Consider the following 17,371-nt stretch of genomic DNA (forward strand, 5'->3'; position numbering starts at 1 on the left):
TCCGCAGTAAAAATTAAGCGGCTGTTGGTACTTGCAAAACATTTGAGTTAATTTACAGCACCAATATAACCCAATTTAACTTTGCCGGATGGACGCCAAACCCAAGTTTACCGAACGGAAATACCTGTTAGTGCTGCTATTTGTTACCTCCCTGTTTTTAATGTGGGGTATCTCCATGACGCTGGGCGACGTGCTGAACCGCCATTTTCAAAACGTACTGCACGTGAGTAAGGCCCGGTCGGCCTATGTGCAGTTCTCCATTTTCGGGGCATACTTTGTAATGGGCATCCCTGCGGGGCTGTTCATGAAACGGTTTGGATATAAGAACGGTGTTTTGTTAGGGCTGCTGCTTTACTCTGTAGGGGCTTTCCTTTTCATCCCGGCAGCCGATGCCGAATCATTCACATTCTTCAGGATAGCATTGTTTATTTTAGCTTGCGGAATGGCTACTTTAGAAGCCGTAGCGCATCCCTTTGTCGCGTCGTTGGGCGACCAGCGTACCAGCGATCAGCGCATTAACTTTGCCCAGGCATTTAATGGGGTGGGTGGCATTATCGGCCCTATTATCGGCAGCTCGGTTATCTTCGCCGGCGAGCAGGACCTGGTTTCGGTAAAGCATCTTTACATCACTATAGGCGCGGTAATTGCTGCTATAGCCATCGCTTTTGCGTTTATCAAAGTTCCGCCATTAACAGATCCGCATACTGTTTCAACCGATTCCTATTCAACAGCCGAAGTGGCCCATGCCGATAAAAAACTGTTTCAGCATAAGCATTTTGTTTTTGCGGTGATAGCGCAGTTGTTCAACGTGGCCGCGCAGGGTGGTACCTGGGCCTATTTTATCAATTACGGCCACGAGGTAATGCATTTTAGCGATGGTAAGGCCAGCTATTTCTTTTCGCTGAGCATGGTAATGATGATGATAGGCCGCTTTGCCGGCACTTTCCTGATGCGCTTTATTGCCCCTTACAAATTGTTAGCTGCTTTTGCACTGGGTAATATTTTGATGTGCCTTATTGTAGCGCAGGGCTTTGGATGGGTATCGTTTGTGGCGCTTTTGTTCATCAATTTCTTCTTCAGCATTATGTTCCCAACCATATTTAGCCTTGGGCTGAAAAACATGGGCAAGCAAACCCAGCAGGCCTCATCGTTTATTGTAATGGGCGTTGTAGGCGGTGGTTTATTTCCGCTGCTGATGGGTTTGGTGGCCAACCATAACGTGGCGCAGGCTTATTATCTGCCTATTATTTGTTATGCGGTTATCTTTCTTTTTGGCTTTAACTACCGGCGCCTAAATAAAAACACGGCGGCCGTATAATTTTATGTCAAAATAGTATTAGGATGATTGAATTTTATTGGAAATCTTTACAATAAATCGATTTATCAGGCATTTCGTACCCTGCTTGTTTGTGATATTAATTATATTTGAATTTATTAAAATAGCACGTGAAAAAACTCTCGATAGTTGATATTGCCAACCACCTAAACGTTTCTAAAACTACCATCTCTTTTATCCTGAACGGGCGTGCGCAGGAGAAGCGAATTGGCAAAGAGTTGGTAGAGCGTGTAGAAAAATTTGTGGCCGAAGTAGGGTATAAGCCAAACTCGCTCGCCAAGAGTTTGCGCACCGGCAAATCAAATATCATTGGCCTGATGGTGGAAGATATCTCCAACCCTTTCTTCGCCGCTATTGCCAGGCTGATAGAAGACCGCGCTTACAAAAACGGCTACAAAATTATTTATTGCAGTACCGATAACGATACCTCTAAAACCAAGGACCTCATCAACATGTTTCGCGACAGGCATGTGGATGGCTATATCATTGCCCCACCCGAAGGCATAGAGGAAGACATCAGTTCGCTGATAAAGGACGGGATGCCGGTGGTATTGTTTGACAGGCACCTGCCAAATGTAAGTACCGATTATGTGGAGATAGATAACCTGTTCAGCACCTACAACGCAACCATGCATTTGGTGCAGCAGGGGTATAAAAATATAGCTTTTATCACCTTCGCATCGCATCAAACGCAAATGCAGGCGCGTTTGCAGGGATATAAAGACGCTATCAAAGCCAGCGGATTAAAACCCGTAGTGCAGGAGATCGTGTTCGATCAGAACGAGGAACTCATCATGGGGCCGATAAGTACCTTCCTCAAAAAAAATAAAAATCTCGATGCCGTGTTCTTTGGAACCAACCACGTGGGTACCTGTGGGTTAAAAGTGATCAATAACCTTGGCCTAAAAGTGCCGGACGACCTGGCCCTGATATCTTTTGATGATTATGATGTATTTAAACTGTTCTCGCCACCCGTTAGCGCAATTGCGCAGCCTATAGAAGCTATTGCTGATAGCGTAATAACGGTTTTGCTGAATAAATTGAACACTTCATCGCAGCATATCAGTTCGCAATCTATCGTACTGAAAACTGATTTTAACATCAGGGGATCGTCTAAAGCTAAATAAACAACGCTTGTGCTCCCGGCAAAATTCCAATTAAAGCGCTTTTCTCCCGAAGAAAAAAAATTAACAAAATTTAACGCAGAATTGTCATAGAATTATCATTTGGTATTGATTTATCTCCCTATATTAGGGCAAACCAAAATGACATATGCCAAGAGGAAACCAGCACCTGCGCTTTGTTAAATTATTTTTACCGTTATTGCTTTTAACAGCAAGTTTCAATGGTTTCGCTCAATCTATCCCTTTGGCAAATGCCTTTGCCCATAACGATTACTGGCACAAACGGCCGTTGTTTGATGCGCTTGATAACGGATTTACCCATGTGGAAGCTGATATTTACCTGCGCAACGGCAAACTGATAGTGGCCCATATTTTGCCGATGCTGGAAAAAAATCGCACATTGGAAAGCCTTTACCTGGCACCTTTGATGGAGTGTATCAGCGGTAAAAGCATGCAGGCGGCCCGCCCTGTGGCCCCCATCACCCTGATGATCGATATTAAATCAAACGCTAATAAAACTTATGCGGCATTAGAAGTACTGCTGAATAAATACAGATCAATAATCTCAGGGTATGAAAATGGTACTTACGTACAGCGCCAGATAAACGTAGTAATAACCGGCAACAAGCCCTTTAAAATGCTAAAGGCAGAGAAAAACCGCCTTGCCTTTATTGATGAGGACCTGCTGAAAACCTACCACGATACGCTTGCTGCCAACGTATACCAAACCGCCAGCTGCAAATACGGTAAAATACTTAAATGGAGCGGCAAAGGCGAAATGCCGGCCGCCCAAAAGCAACGCTTAACGGCGTTTGTAAACATGGCCCATAAATACGGTAAAAAGGTAAGGCTATGGGCATCACCCGAAAAGGAGGTGGTTTGGACGCAATTGCTAAACTGCGGCGTCGACCTGATAAACACCGATAAACTGGAAGAATTGAAAGGCTTTTTATTGGCAAGGCAGGGCACGTATGCAAATGCAAACCTGCCTTAAAGGATAATTTAACGCATAAAAGCCCGGTAAACGCTACGTATACCGGGCTTTTTTTTATTTTCGGCTATAGGTAAGTAAAGGCTCAATAAAGCGCAACGGGTCTTAAAAACACAAGGTATATGAAGTACCAGTTTATCAACTGAACGAAAGCATTACAAACTAAACTATGTTAAGACGTAATTTTATCAAACTATCGGCCGCCGGCTTTGCAGCGGTTATGTACAGCAGGTTAACCTATGCTGCCGGCAACGGTTCCTCGCTGATCAATCACCCGGATGAAGCCTGGGCACAGGTAGGCGACCAATGGATAAAACTGACAAGTAAAGGTGGCGCTGTTTTTACACACCAGGATATTAAGGTAGAAGTTAAAACAAACGGAAACGCGCGGGCCGTGTATGTGCAATCGCCCCTGGCAGAACTGCAAACGGTAAAATTTAAATGGAAATATCAAACTGCGGGAAACGCAAAGGTTTTGGGCGACCACTGGGAGCGTACCTACGGCGACCTTGCATGGAAAGCACCCGATGCCAATACCCGTAACCCATGGTATGTACTATTACATGATGATAAACAAACCGCGTGCTTCGGCGTAAAAACCGGTGGTAATACAATTTGCTGGTGGGAAGTTAAGCCTGATGTTGTAGAACTTTATTTGGATACTCATTCGGGTGGCGTAGGTGTAAAGCTTGGCCAGCGCGCCCTGCACGCAGCCGATATTGTAACGGGTATGAGTAAAGCGGGGCAAACGCCCTATGCAACCCATACCAATTTTTGCAAAGTAATGTGCGCTAAACCGCGTTTACCCAAACAGCCCGTTTACGGCATTAACGATTGGTACGTGGTTTACGGCAAAAACTCCTATCAAACCATCAAAGATCAAACCACGGCCATGGCCGAATTGGTTACTGATACCAGTAACCGGCCTTTTTCGGTAATTGATGACGGGTGGCAGCAGGCCGACGATTTTTCTATTGTGAACGATAAGTTTAAGGATATGCATAAAATGGCCAACGAGATAAAAAGCCATGGTATGCGGCCCGGCTTGTGGACACGCCCCTTAATTGCCCGTAAAGACGATAGTAAAACTTTACTAGCGCCCAAAATAGCCGGGCGCAGCCAGGAAGATGAACTGATACTCGACCCAACCATCCCCGAAAACTTAGCGCGGGTTAAGCGCAACATTGCCCTGTATAAACAATGGGGGTACCATATGGTAAAGCACGATTACAGCACCTGGGATATTTTTGGCAGGTGGGGCATGCAAATGAAGAATAGCTTCACGGCCCCGGGCTGGAAGTTTCAGGATCAAACCAAAACAAATGCCGAGATCATTAATAACCTGTATGGCACCATAAGGCGAGCGGCGGGGGATATGTATATCATAGGATGTAATACCTTAAGCCATTTATCCGCAGGTGTTTTCGAGCTTAACCGTATTGGTGATGATACCAGTGGAAAGGAGTGGGCACGAACCAAAAAGATGGGGGTGAATACATTAGGTTTCCGCCTGCCGCAAAACAATACTTTTTACGCAGCCGATGGCGATTGCGTTGGCCTTACCAAGGATGTTCCATGGGGTAAAAATAAGCAGTGGATGCAGTTACTGGCCGAAAGTGGTTCGCCGCTGTTTATATCGGCCGAGCTGGATATATTGGACGGCGAGAAAAAGGCTGCCATTAAACAAGCCTTTGCCAATGCCGCCAAAGTGCAGCCAAACGGCGAACCGCTTGATTGGCTCACCAACCCTTTCCCCGAAAAATGGAAACTGAATAATAAGGAAGTTACCTTTAACTGGGATTGATCTTTTGTAAGTGTATGGGTGTCCGTAGGATTTAAAGAAAAAGAGGCTGATCATGATTTATGATACAGCCTCTTTGAATAGTTTGATATATTCTTTGCGGAGTGGAAGGGATTCCAATCGAACACCTGATACCGTTTTCCTAAATTCAATAATTTGGGTCAAATTCCACTATCCATTCAATACCATATTTGTCTCTAAACATGCCGGCGTAGGTACCCTAGGGGCTGTCTCCAATGGGCCCTTCAATATCTCCACCTGCCGATAGGCCGTTAAATATCTGGTCTGCCTCTTCCTTACTTTCGGCACTAACTGCTATTTTAGACCGGTTTTCGGCTTCGTTTACCCGGCCCATAAATTCGGGAACGTCATTAGCTATTAACACATTGTTTTTGCCAATAGGTAAAGCAATGTGCATTACTTTGTTGGCTTCATTTTCCGGCACCTGAAATTCAGCGCTTGCCAGGTCTCTAAAGCGGACGACCTTTGCGAACTCGCCGCCAAAAACTGATTTGTAGAAAGTGAACGCTTCTTCGGCATTTCCGTTGAAGTTGATCCAGGGGTTAATTGTTCTCATAATTTTTATTTTTTAAATTGATTGTAAATTTTCTTTTTATGTTCTCTATGATAAAGAGGCTAACAGCTCTTCCAGGTTTTTCAAGGTGATGGTGAAGCCTATTTTGAAGCCCTCTAATAATTTCTCCAAGCGCTCAAACGACTCATTAAAAATGACGATGTTCACTTTGGTTATACCATTTTGTTCACTGAAATTGTAATCCCATTCAGAACCCGGCAGTTCACGATTTTCATCTTTATCTGCAAACGCGTTGTACATCTTAAAATTGGTTTTAGGGGTAATGGATGTAAATTCCTGCACTGCCCAACGCTCCTGCCCATCGGGGCTTATCATCGCGTAAAATCGCCGCCCGCCAACTTCAAAATTCATATACTTGGTTTTGGCGCGCATAGGTGCAGGTGCCCCCCATTGGTCCAGCAGTTCGGCTTTGGTAAAGGCATCCCATACTAAAGATTGCCCGGCATTAAATTCCCTGGTTATATAAACCGTTTTCGCTGTTTTGTCAACGTTAAAATCAAATAGCAAATCGTTGTTCATTATTTATTGATGATTAGTTAATAATTCTATTGGTATCAATGCTACTTCGTGGTCTGTGTTTTAATTGTTGTTAATAAATGGTCGAGCTGGTTAAATTGAGTTTCCCAGTTTTGCCTGAATTGGGCTAACCAATGGTCAAACTCCTGCATTTTTTTTGCGTTAAAGTGATAGTAAATTTCCCGGCCGCTTTGCTCAGGTTTAATCAATTCGCATTCGTGTAAAACTTTAATATGTTTTGATACTGCCTGCCGGGTCATATCAAATTTTTCGGCCATTACATTTGGCGTCAAAGCCTGGATGGCGAGTAAGGTTAAAATAGCCCTGCGTGTAGGGTCGGCAATGGCCTGGAATATATCTTGTTTCATTTTGCAATATCTAAATAAGCAACCTTCAGGTTGCAAATATATATGCAACTTTTGAGTTGCGCAAATATATCTGCATTTTTTTTGGCTGGTATAATGATGGGATGTTTAGTGGTAATTGTGGTATTCGATGCAATAACAAACCAAACCGCGTCTTACTTTACACGACGGGGATTAAGCTATTAAATCTTAGGCGGCGCAGACGACCACCGACGAAGGCGATCCGCTGTGCATGACCACGTTCGGCGAATCGGCACCGGCCGAAGATATGTTCAAGCACTTCGGTATTACAGTAGATAATGCAGTTAAAAAGGCGAAAGCGCTTTTGTAGATGTGAGATAAGAGATTTGAGATAAAAAGGCCGCTTCGGTCTCAAATCTAAAGCAATGAGTTTATTGTTGCGTAAATAAATAGCACCGTTATTTAATAATGGTACTTGATACCTAAAATTTGGAATTTGAGATTCTTTTATTACTTAAATATTCCGATGGTAGTAAGCCATATTTAGTTTTAAACGTTTTTGAGAAATAGCTTGGGGTGCCAAAGCCCGTGATATAAGCTATTTGGGCTACGTTATAGTCACTCGTTTCTAACAGTGCTGCTGCTTTTTCCAACTTCACCAAGCGGATATATTCAACAGGCGTATGCCCTGATAGTTCAAGCAATTTGTAGTACAGCGATCCCCGGCTCATGCCCACATATTTACTTAGTTTTTCAACAGATAGCTCAGGATCGTTTAAGCCGTTCTCTATACACTCCATTATTTTGTTCATCAATTTAACATCAGCCGATTCCGTTTCAATTTGACTGACCTGGAATTGAATATGTTTTGAGTACGTTTCTTTTAGGCTATTGCTCATAATAAGCAAATTGCAAATTTTTGTATATAAAATTTGAAAATTGAACGGCTTGGTGAGATAGTCGTTTGCTCCTGAGCGCAGGCCTTTAAGTTGCTCCTCCTCCTTTGCCATAGCCGTAAGCAAGATAACCGGAATGTGGCAAGTGCGCTTGTCCGATTTTATTTTTTTACTTAATTCTATGCCATTAACCAAAGGCATGCCCACATCGCTTACTATTAAATCGGGATGGGCGCTTAATGCTTTTTGCCAGCCCTGTTTGCCATCTGCAGCTTCCAAAATCTGGAAATATTGTTTCAAGTGATTAGCGAGATAATATCGGAATTCGTCGTTATCCTCTACTAATAACACAGTAGCTATATTTGAAGCGCTTTCTGTGAAGTCGTCTAATGGAAGTGCCGCAATAGTTTCATAGGCGGGGTTGTTATATTGTGCTAAATCTATTTCTGGTTCTTCTGCAAAAGCAATCGCAGGGAGCAATGGTAATGTTATAATGAAGTCGCTCCCTCTATCGCAGGCACTTTTAACGCATATACTACCTCCGTGTAGTTCTACAAATTCTTTAGTGATAGAAAGCCCGATCCCGGTTCCCTGGTTCATTATCGAACTTTTTTGCCCTGATTGATAAAACCGATCGAAGATTTTAACAAGGTCATTTTCAGCTACCCCTATTCCCGTATCCGAAATAGTTAAATATAAGGTAGGCTGCAACTCGTTGGCATTACAAATATTTATTTTGATGGTTACACAACCACCCCTGGGAGTAAACTTAAACGCGTTGGATAATAAATTAAGTATCACCCTTTCCATCTTGTCACTATCGAACTGCGTTGTCCAAACCTTTTGCGTACTTTCTATATTGAATGTAATTTGCTTGTTATCTGCTATATCGCGAAAAGATTCGGAGCACTCGATGATGAAACGGACGATATCTCCCGGCGCAAGATTTAGTTTTAGCTCCCGCTCCTCCATTTTGCGAAAATCTAACAACTCATTAACTAAATTAAGTAGTCGTTTTGCGTTTCTGTTGATCATTTTCAGCTGACCAAAGTCTTCGCCTTCAAAACCGCGGTTCATCAATCTATCAACGGGAGCAAGGATCAGCGAAATTGGTGTTCTGAATTCATGACTTAAATCGGTCAGTATTTTAATTTTTACCTGGTCGAGTTCATGTAACCGCTCCGCTTCGAGGCGTTCGCGTTCTATCAATTGTTTAGCCTGTAATTTTTCCTGGGTTGCTTCAAATTCGTTTCGCAATTTTCTAATGCCCTGCCTACGTATCAGTAATAAAATGGATACCGCAGCCAGCAGATATAAGGCGTAAGCGTAGGCTGTGCGCCAAAACGGGGGCAACACAATCACCTTTATTTGGCTTGGGGCGTTGTTCCAGCTATTTTCGCTTTTGCTGCACATTACCTGGAAAACATAGCTGCCCGGGTCAAGGTTGGTATAATTCGCGGTTCGGGCTTTATTAACAAAGTTCCACCCTTTATCAAACCCCGAAAGTTTATAGGCATAAAGGTTTTGCTTGGGGGAGGTGTAATCAACGGCCACATAGTTGATCGAGAAGTTTTCGCCATACGCAAGCGTAATCTCTTTGGCGTTGCCAATTTGCTCGGCAATGGCTGAGGTTGATGCCGGTATTACAGGCAAATTATTTACTTTGAGCCCGCTAAATATAACTTTTCCGGGTGTAGACGAAGGCGGTAATTTTTCGGGGGTGAAGTAGTTAAATCCATCTTGCCCTCCAAAAAACAACTCGCCGCGCGAGGTTTTAAGAACGGCCCCGGGTAAAAACGACCCTTGTTGAACACCATTCTCTGCTGTGAAGTTCCTGAAATTCTTTTTTGCCCGGTCAAAAGAGCCAATCCCCCGGTCGGTACTAAACCAAAGTAAGCCGGTATCATCTTCAACTATACTTTTAATAAAGCCGTTTGTCAGTCCTTCCGATTCTTTGAATGAAAAGAAGCGATTTGTTTTAGGGTCTAAATAACTTATACCATCATTTGTACCTACCCAAAGTGTACCATCTTTAGTAATTAATAAAGTAGAAACTACATCATTGGCCAACCCGCTATTTGCTTTGGTATAATGGCTTATACTTCCGTCCGACGGTTTATAAAGTGCAATTCCTGTCCCTGAAGAACCGATCCAAACGTTGCCGGTTTCAGCACAGGTTACCATGCAGGCAATAAAATCATTTAGTGGCAAATTGCCTTTGAAGCCAACGCTCGCTTTACGGCTTAATCTCGAAGATACACGCTTCTGAGGGTCATAAATATCAATGCCGTATCCCAGTGTGCCAAACCACATCCTTCCCTGCTTATCTTCGGTAATGGATGTGATATCATTTCTGCCGGGGCCTTTCGATGTTCCATCGTTTGTAAGCTGTCCGAGCGCTTTGCTCTGAGGATCAACATAAAAAACGCCATGATGGTAGGTGCCTGCCCATAATAACCCGTTCCGGTCTATATGGGTTGACAAAATTGTAGCTGCTGCAGTGCCGTCAAGTTTACTGATCAGCTTGTACGGTGTAAATAAGCCTGTTTTACTATTAAATAACTCGAGGCCGCCGCCATCTGTACCAACAAAGATGTTCCCGTTCTTGTACTCCGCAAACGAAGTTACAAAGGGCGCTTTAAGCCCATTCGGGTCAAATGGGTTGCTTTGTTTCAGGTTAAAAAGTGGTAAATGCTTATCGTATTTACTTACCCCGCCGCCAAACGTGCCAACCCAATAAATTCCTTCAGGATCTAAAAAGAAACTCCGGATCGATTTGCTTTTAAGGCTGAAGATGTTGCGGGGGTCGGGTGTTAATTGCTTAAATCGCGCGGTTGACACATCATATATGCTCACTCCGTCTTCTGTACCTATCCAAACGCTGCCGTCCTTGCCGGCTGTAACAGAAAACACGGCATTATTGCGTATGGAGTTTTTTATGCCCGGAGAATATTTGTAAACTATAAATTTACCGGGCGAAACCTGTTTGTTAATACCATCGAAAGTGCCAAACCAAATGTTTCCCTCAGAGTCTTCAGCGATCGACTTGATGATGTTATTACTCAGACTTGTTGGGTCAGCAGGATCATGAACAAATCTTGTGAACTTACGTTGCTTACTGTTATAAAGGTAGGCGCCATTATTGGTTCCAACCCATATGCTATGGCGGCTATCTTCTAATAGAGAGATTGCTACAAAGGTTCCTGCGTCGGTAATTTTAGGAAAGTTCATCGGCAGGCGGGTTGAACGGCCTGTTTTAAGATCAAACATTCTCAGATCCCCATAAGTTCCAACCCATAAGTTTCCGTCATGATCTTCCATTATGGCTCTGGCGGATATGGTGGACAGCTCCTTCCAGGCACCGTCGCCTTTGTATCGTTGAAATCTGTCGAGTTTTTGGTCATAATAACAAAGGCCGCCTGCTGCTGTGCCAACCCATAGTTTTCCGGAATGATCTACAAATAAAGTTAAAACTTCGTTAGAAGGAAGGCTGTTATTGTCGCCCTGGTGATGCCTGTAAATAGTAAAATTGCTACCATCATATTTGCTTAACCCGTTGGTAGTACCAAACCACATTAATCCGTTATGGTCTTTAATAATAGCGTTAACTGTATTTGACGATAATCCTTCTTTTACGGTGATAGATGTAAGATTGAGGTTGTCTTGACCAACACTTATCAATGGTGAAATATGTAATGTTAAGCATATTGCCAGGCTGCATTTAATTAATTTCCACATACAATGTTTTTGGCCCAAGTAAGTCGTATCCATTTAACAACAGATACAATAACAGTGGTGGTTAGTAAGAGAATAATTGGTTATAGTAACAAATATATTATTCTGACTTTAAAATTCTAAGAAAAGCATATAATAAAGTGCAAATATTACAATCGATTGTAACATCGTGCAACTGAATACCCTTTAGTTATCATTTTCCAAACTATAATCGCCACTGAATCGTCTCAGACAAAAAAGGACAGCCTCGCGCTGTCCTTAACCAATTTAACTAACCAAATGAAGGCAGAAGCCTAAAGAGGGAAGAAGTATTTTAAACAAAATTGTCAATTTTGAAAGTACCGGAGTAGCTGGTTTTACCATTTTTATATAACGTATGTCCGTTATAGGTTGAATAGCGAATGACCTTTAAGGCCATTGCTTTAACATTTCAATCACCCCGTAGCTTATTATATTATAATAATAGAAAGTGCGGGTGCCTGGTGGCATTTATGATACATGAAAGTTGTATGTAGTAGTAGTAAACGCTTGTTTGTTATAAAAATTCCTTCGCCACCCTGTAAATGCTGTGGAAAGCTGGCGATTGTACATTTGTAAGATGATTTTGACGATATGTGATATTAGAAACATATCAAACAGTGGAACTTAGCCGAAGCCAAGGTTGTAAAACCGCCGCAGTAACCAAATTATAAATCAATATCCAACTTTTTATTACAAACAGAGATCTATAGACTCTGCTCACGACTCATAATGCAATCGATTGTATTTAAATAGAACATCATTCTTTGTATTAGTGTAACAACCTGTAAACAACTAAACTGAAAAAATTATGAAGGTAACATAGGGGGATTTGAGGGCCGATCGTCGAGGACAGCCAGGCTCAGTTAAGCAACTAACCAATCAATATGAAAGATTAAACTTTATGATAGAAATAACAAAATGACGATTGTAAATGCGGAAAGTAAATGCGCTATCCACCATTTATCGGTTTAGTTATTTAATCCATAGTAAATAAATTATGAAAAAATCAATACTAAATATTTATAGCAAAGCGGCGCTCTTAGTGCTATTTAGCATTTTGATTTGCGCTACAGCTTTGGCGCAGAGCAAAAAAATTACCGGTATTGTGTTTGATGAAAACAATCAACCACTACCAGGGGCGACTATTAGGGCCCAATCCGGCAAAATAACCACCTCTACTAATGTAAACGGTAAGTTTACGATTGATGTACCTGATAGCGAGCGATCACTAATTGTACACTTCGTAGGATACGTAGATGAAGAGGTTGCAATTGGCAGCCTAACCAACTTTACTGTTCGCCTAACCCCAAGTTCCAAAAACCTGAATGAAGTTATCGTGGTTGGGTACGGAACTCAGCGTAAAAAAGATGTAACCGGTGCGGTTGCGTCAGTTTCCGGCAAAACGTTAAGCGAAGTTCCCGCGCCGAACTTAATAGACCAACTAAAAGGCCGTACAGCGGGGGTTGATGTAGTGAGTAATGGGTCTACACCCGGAAGCGGCGGCCAGATCCGTATAAGGGGTAACCGTACAATTACAACGGGTAATAACGACGGGCAGGACGGGCCGTTGGTGGTTTTAGATGGTATTCCTTATCCCGGCAGTATTAACGATTTTGCTCCCGAAGATATAGCATCCATTGATATATTAAAGGATGCATCCGCTACAGCTATATACGGGTCTCGCGGTGCTGGGGGCGTTATCCTGGTTACAACTAAAAGAGGGCGTACAGGCAAAACGGTTATTTCTTATGACGCGTATTATGCAAATGCCAGCGTATTGGGCAAATATGCCGTTTATGATGGTGCGGGCTACGCGCAATTAAAGCTTGATGCCGCTACTTATAATACAGCATCTCCGGGTACCACCGCTTATCCTATAACTCCGGCTGAGCAAGCGGCGCTGACAGCCGGCACGTCAACCGACTGGCAAAGCCTTATTTACCGTAACGCACCTACTCAAAGCCATCAGTTAAGCGTATCGGGCGGTAGCGATGCCACTCAATTTAATATTGCCGCAGGCTTTTACCGCCAGGACGGTATCATAGTAAACCAACACTTCGATCGTGCGGAGTTGCGTACAACAATTGATCATCGTATTAGCAGCCGTGTTAAGATAGGCTTAAACAGTATAAATACATTGCGTTACACCGCCCTGCCCGGTGGTGGCGGCGTACCCGGCGGCCTGGTGAGGACTACCCCGCTTGCGCCTCTTAAAAATGACGATGGCACTGTAAATCTTTTCCCGCAGATTGGAAGTATCGATGCAGCAGCAGTAAGCCCTTACACGCTTATTACCAAGGCAAGTTCTATTTATGATCGTACCCGCCGTTATTCTACATTCAATAGCTTATATGGCGAGGTGAATATTTTCGAGGGCCTTAGGTACCGTTTAAATGTTGGTTTGAATTTTATACAGGAGAACGGTAACTCTTACAATGGCACCCTTACCTATGTAAACGGCAACTCATCTTTAAATAACGCGGCCCTTAATAACAACGAGCAATGGAATTACAATATTCAGAATTTGCTGTACTATAACAAAACGTTTAACAAGCACAGAATTGATTTTACTGCACTTTATGAGATAACTAAAGATCATAATAAGAACAGCAATTTCAACACTACCGGTGTGCCCGCTGATTATATCCTAAACTCTAACTTTAACCTCGCAAGCGGAACCATAAGCAGCGGTGGTAGTTTTAGCGAGCAAGGCCTGCTCTCGTATATGGCACGCTTAGCTTACAGCTACGATGACCGTTACCTCTTAACCATTACCGGGAGGCGCGACGGGGCATCTTCTTTAGCACCAGGCCATCAGTGGTTTACTTACCCCGCCATAGGTTTGGGTTGGAATATCAGCAATGAGGCTTTTATGAAAAACGCTACCCTCATCAATAATTTGAAACTAAGGGGCGGTTTCGGTATATCCGGTAACCGAAATGTAGGTGCTTACGCCACATTAGGCGGTTTAACCTCAACTGCTTACAATTTCGGCAGCGCGGGGCAACTGGCTTATACAGTTACCAGTTTGCCGAACCCTAATTTAGGGTGGCAGTCAACAGCACAAGCAGATATTGGATTAGATATCACCTTTTTGAATAACCGCATAACGGCCAATATTGACGTTTATCAGCAAAAAACCAAGGATATCCTTTTACAGGTTAGCCTGCCACCAAGCACAGGTACCGGTAATACTTTCCAAAACCTTGGTAAAACCGAAAGCAAAGGTATAGAGATCAACTTATCTACTATTAACATTCAAACAAAAGGCGGCTTCACCTGGAGCACCGATTTTAGTTTTGCGGTTAACAGGGAAAAAATTACGCAATTGACAAATCCGGGGCAATTGAGCGATCCGGGAAATGGGTGGTTTGTGGGCCAACCGCTGAACGTTATATATGACGTAAAGAAAATTGGTATTTGGCAAACTGCCGATAAAACCAGTGGAACATTGGCAAAACAAACATCCCCTGTGCAGTTCCCGGGACAAATTAGGGTGGAGGATGTGAATAACGATGGTGTAATTAATTCAAATGACCGGCAGATACTTGGTAATTTCCAACCGAAATGGGTTGGAGGCTTTACTACCCGCTTCGCTTACAAATCGTTCGATCTTTCTGCCATTTTTTATGCACGTATGGGTATGAAGGTGCTACTGCCTTATTTTACTGCTGATGGCGGTGCGGCGGGCTTTCCCTTCTTTAACCAGGGCCGTGTTAACCAAATCAAAACAAATTATTGGACCACAACAAACCCAACTAATGATTTCCCTGCGCCCGATGCCAGTACAGATCGTTTGCTGTTTGGTTCAACGCTGGGCTATTACGATGGATCATTTATTAAATGCCGTAGTATTAACCTCGGCTATGTATTACCTACCAACTTAATCAAGAAAATAGGTTTAAGCAGTTTACGTGTTTACGCTAATGCAACCAATCCATTTATAGTTTATTCGCCAATAGTGAGAGACCATTTAGCGCTCGATCCGGAAGGCAATGGGTATGGCGGTTCGGTAAATAACAACGGCGGTAATGCAGCTGTAAATAACCGTGCTGTAAGCGTTAATCTTAACAACCCTTCTTACAGGCAATTTACTGTAGGTGTAAATGCTAAATTTTAAAATTAAAGAGATACTGATATGAAAACAAATAAAAAATTTGCGTGTGCTTTTTTAATTTTTACGGCACTTTTAGGCAATGGCTGCAAGAAAATATTGGAGGAACATCCGCAGTCGAGTATAGTTCCATCGTTTTTTAATACACCTTCGGGAGTTTTAGGCGGAATTGCAGGGGGGTATGCTGCTATACGTGAGGCTACCTATGGCACCGAAGGTTTCACCGCCGAAATGGACGCCGGTACCGATGATCATTTAGCCGGCGGTAGCGCCAGCGGGATCCAGCTATATACCTATAATGGTATTAACTCAAGTGTTGGTGGCGCTGGCTTTGCCGATGCTTACAGGGCCATTAATACCATGAATGGCGTATTGCAATATGGTCAAAGCATTGATCTGGATGCTGCAACACGTAAACAATACCTTGCCCAGGCTAAATTTATAAGGGCATTCTGGTATTTTTTATTGGTACAAAAACATGGCGATGTGCCATTGCATACCGAATTTATAACGGTGCCTACAAAAGCTGATACAAGGGCACCAGTAGCGGATGTTTACAAAGTAATTATCAAGGACTTAACAGAAGCAGCAGCAGATCTACCGAATGTTCCCACCGCTCCGTTTACGGGTAAAGCAGCTTGTAAACCGGTTGCTCAATTTTTGCTGGCACGTGTGTACCTTACAAGAGGATGGTTAACCAATACCCCGGCAGATTTTCAACAGGCATACAGCCTTTTTACCGATCTCATTGCCAATAAAGGCAGTTATGGCTGGGATTTGTGGCAAGATTATGGCGATGCTTTTAATCCTGCGAATGATAATGGGAAAGAAACCATTTTTGTGAGCGACCATAACATCGATACTAAATATGGCATTTATCCGCTTGGGCAAGCACAAGGTGGAGGGCCATACAACCTTTTGCCTTGGTTCACCAATTTTAACTACCCAAATCTAAGTGGCATAAATTCATATGAAAGCACCTCCGGCAGTTTGGTTACTACGGGGGCAGGAGCCATGATACGCGATGTTCAGTACGGCCGTCCATACACCAGGACAAGGCCAAATTCGGACCCTGTTAAAACTGGTGTTAACGCCGGAAAACGCTACATATTAGACCAGGCCTTTGTTAAGCGTGATGTTGATTCGCGCTACGAGAACACATTCTACACCGCATGGATCTCTAACGTAGCCACAGCCAACACTGCTGCTGCCGCAAATAACAAACGCGGAATATCTTACACAATGGTACCCGGGGTAGATACCGGCATCTACATGCCGCCTTTTGATGTTGCCGGTGCGCCGCAATTTGTGGGTGCCCGCCCTTTTAAAGGTATTGTAATACCACCTAAGTACTGGAATAACAATATATTCCCATCTGTAAAGAAATTTATGGACCCGAGCCGGGCCGCCGCCAATTTTAACGACCCGTCGACCAGGCCGGTTGTCATATGGCGTTTCTCGGATGTTTACTTGCTGGCTGGCGAGGCTGCCTTTAAACTTGGAGATTTAGCTAATGCGGCTAAGTGGATAAACGTGGTTAGGCAACGTGCGGCGTACCGTAAAACAAATACTGCTGCTCAGAATTTGGCAGCGGTTGCCGACATGACTATTCAACCATCTGATGTTACACTCGACTTTATTTTGGACGAACGAAGCCGCGAGTTTTTTGCTGAATGCCAAAGGTGGCTCGATCTGGTGCGTACACGTACCTTAACTGCAAGGGTAAAAGCCTGGAACAACGAAGCAGCGGCTTATGTAAAGGATGAGTTTATGCTGAGGGCAATCCCGCAATCGGAAATTGATTTGGTAACGGAAGGGCCTAAGATGCCGCAAAACCCTGGTTATTAATCTTGGTTGTGTAATTTTATTGCCTATGTGAATCATTAAGAGGCCGTTCCGTTACGAACGGCCTCTTT

10 protein-coding genes are annotated in these 17,371 nt (G+C 43.3%); 6 read left to right on the plus strand and 4 right to left on the minus strand.

Features of this window, described 5'->3' with window-relative positions:
• The first annotated feature begins 88 nt into the window (after positions 1 to 88).
• The 4 genes from IDJ77_RS25615 (at position 89) to IDJ77_RS25630 (ending at position 5,255) form a co-directional block, all read left to right on the plus strand.
• Positions 89 to 1,318, plus strand: a complete 1,230-nt coding sequence (locus IDJ77_RS25615) for a sugar MFS transporter (protein WP_191191849.1) — start codon at positions 89 to 91, stop codon at positions 1,316 to 1,318.
• Between the two features lie 128 nt (positions 1,319 to 1,446).
• Entirely contained in the window at positions 1,447 to 2,463 is a 1,017-nt protein-coding gene (locus IDJ77_RS25620; RefSeq protein WP_191191850.1) for a substrate-binding domain-containing protein, read from the plus strand.
• 145 nt (positions 2,464 to 2,608) lie between these two features.
• Positions 2,609 to 3,454, plus strand: coding sequence for a phosphatidylinositol-specific phospholipase C/glycerophosphodiester phosphodiesterase family protein (locus IDJ77_RS25625; RefSeq protein WP_191191851.1), 846 nt, complete (start codon positions 2,609 to 2,611; stop codon positions 3,452 to 3,454).
• A gap of 166 nt (positions 3,455 to 3,620) precedes the next feature.
• A complete protein-coding gene (locus IDJ77_RS25630; RefSeq protein ID WP_191191852.1) occupies positions 3,621 to 5,255 on the plus strand; it encodes an alpha-amylase family protein in 1,635 nt (544 codons plus the stop codon).
• A 217-nt stretch (positions 5,256 to 5,472) separates the two neighbouring features.
• On the opposite strand, the gene IDJ77_RS25635 is transcribed toward IDJ77_RS25630, so the two are convergent.
• The 4 genes from IDJ77_RS25635 to IDJ77_RS25650 form a co-directional block, all read right to left on the minus strand.
• Positions 5,473 to 5,829, minus strand: coding sequence for a VOC family protein (locus IDJ77_RS25635; RefSeq protein WP_317174374.1), 357 nt, complete (start codon positions 5,827 to 5,829; stop codon positions 5,473 to 5,475).
• A 45-nt stretch (positions 5,830 to 5,874) separates the two neighbouring features.
• Positions 5,875 to 6,366, minus strand: coding sequence for an SRPBCC family protein (locus tag IDJ77_RS25640; RefSeq protein ID WP_191191853.1), 492 nt, complete (start codon positions 6,364 to 6,366; stop codon positions 5,875 to 5,877).
• A gap of 41 nt (positions 6,367 to 6,407) precedes the next feature.
• Positions 6,408 to 6,731, minus strand: a complete 324-nt coding sequence (locus IDJ77_RS25645) for an ArsR/SmtB family transcription factor (RefSeq protein WP_191191854.1) — start codon at positions 6,729 to 6,731, stop codon at positions 6,408 to 6,410.
• 440 nt (positions 6,732 to 7,171) lie between these two features.
• Positions 7,172 to 11,323, minus strand: coding sequence for a hybrid sensor histidine kinase/response regulator transcription factor (locus IDJ77_RS25650; protein WP_191191855.1), 4,152 nt, complete (start codon positions 11,321 to 11,323; stop codon positions 7,172 to 7,174).
• A 1,015-nt stretch (positions 11,324 to 12,338) separates the two neighbouring features.
• Here IDJ77_RS25650 and IDJ77_RS25655 point away from each other — a divergent pair.
• Positions 12,339 to 15,461 carry a SusC/RagA family TonB-linked outer membrane protein gene (locus IDJ77_RS25655; protein WP_191191856.1) on the plus strand — a complete coding sequence of 1,041 codons (3,123 nt, stop codon included), beginning with the start codon at positions 12,339 to 12,341 and terminating at the stop codon, positions 15,459 to 15,461.
• A gap of 18 nt (positions 15,462 to 15,479) precedes the next feature.
• Positions 15,480 to 17,303, plus strand: coding sequence for a RagB/SusD family nutrient uptake outer membrane protein (locus tag IDJ77_RS25660; RefSeq protein WP_191191857.1), 1,824 nt, complete (start codon positions 15,480 to 15,482; stop codon positions 17,301 to 17,303).
• Positions 17,304 to 17,371 lie beyond the last annotated feature (68 nt).

This window comes from Mucilaginibacter pankratovii, assembly GCF_014773265.1.
GTDB lineage: Bacteria > Bacteroidota > Bacteroidia > Sphingobacteriales > Sphingobacteriaceae > Mucilaginibacter > Mucilaginibacter pankratovii.